This window comes from Bacillus sp. H1a (assembly GCF_000633475.1).
In the GTDB taxonomy this organism is placed as follows: domain Bacteria; phylum Bacillota; class Bacilli; order Bacillales; family Bacillaceae_G; genus Bacillus_A; species Bacillus_A paramycoides.
This window is the reverse complement of record NZ_AYMH01000140.1, coordinates 1-214: the sequence shown is the minus strand read 5'-3', so window position 1 is coordinate 214 and position 214 is coordinate 1. Positions and strand designations below refer to the sequence as shown.

Below are 214 nucleotides of genomic sequence, written 5' to 3'. Positions count from 1 at the left end.
GTTCGACTCCTCTCGGGCGCGCTTTTATTAACGGGAAGTGGCTCAGCTTGGTAGAGCACCTGGTTTGGGACCAGGGGGTCGCAGGTTCAAATCCTGTCTTCCCGATACTTGTTTGGGGCCTTAGCTCAGCTGGGAGAGCGCCTGCCTTGCACGCAGGAGGTCAGCGGTTCGATCCCGCTAGGCTCCACCAAAAAAGTTCTTTGAAAACTGAACG

Annotated in this window: 2 tRNA genes; both read left to right on the top strand. The window is 56.1% G+C overall.

From position 1 onward, the window contains the following. The first annotated feature begins 31 nt into the window (after window positions 1-31). Window positions 32-105, top strand: a tRNA-Pro gene (locus U860_RS0130700). Window positions 106-114: 9 nt separating this feature from the next. Beyond that, window positions 115-190 (top strand) — tRNA-Ala (locus tag U860_RS0130695). The last annotated feature ends 24 nt before the right edge of the window (window positions 191-214 follow it).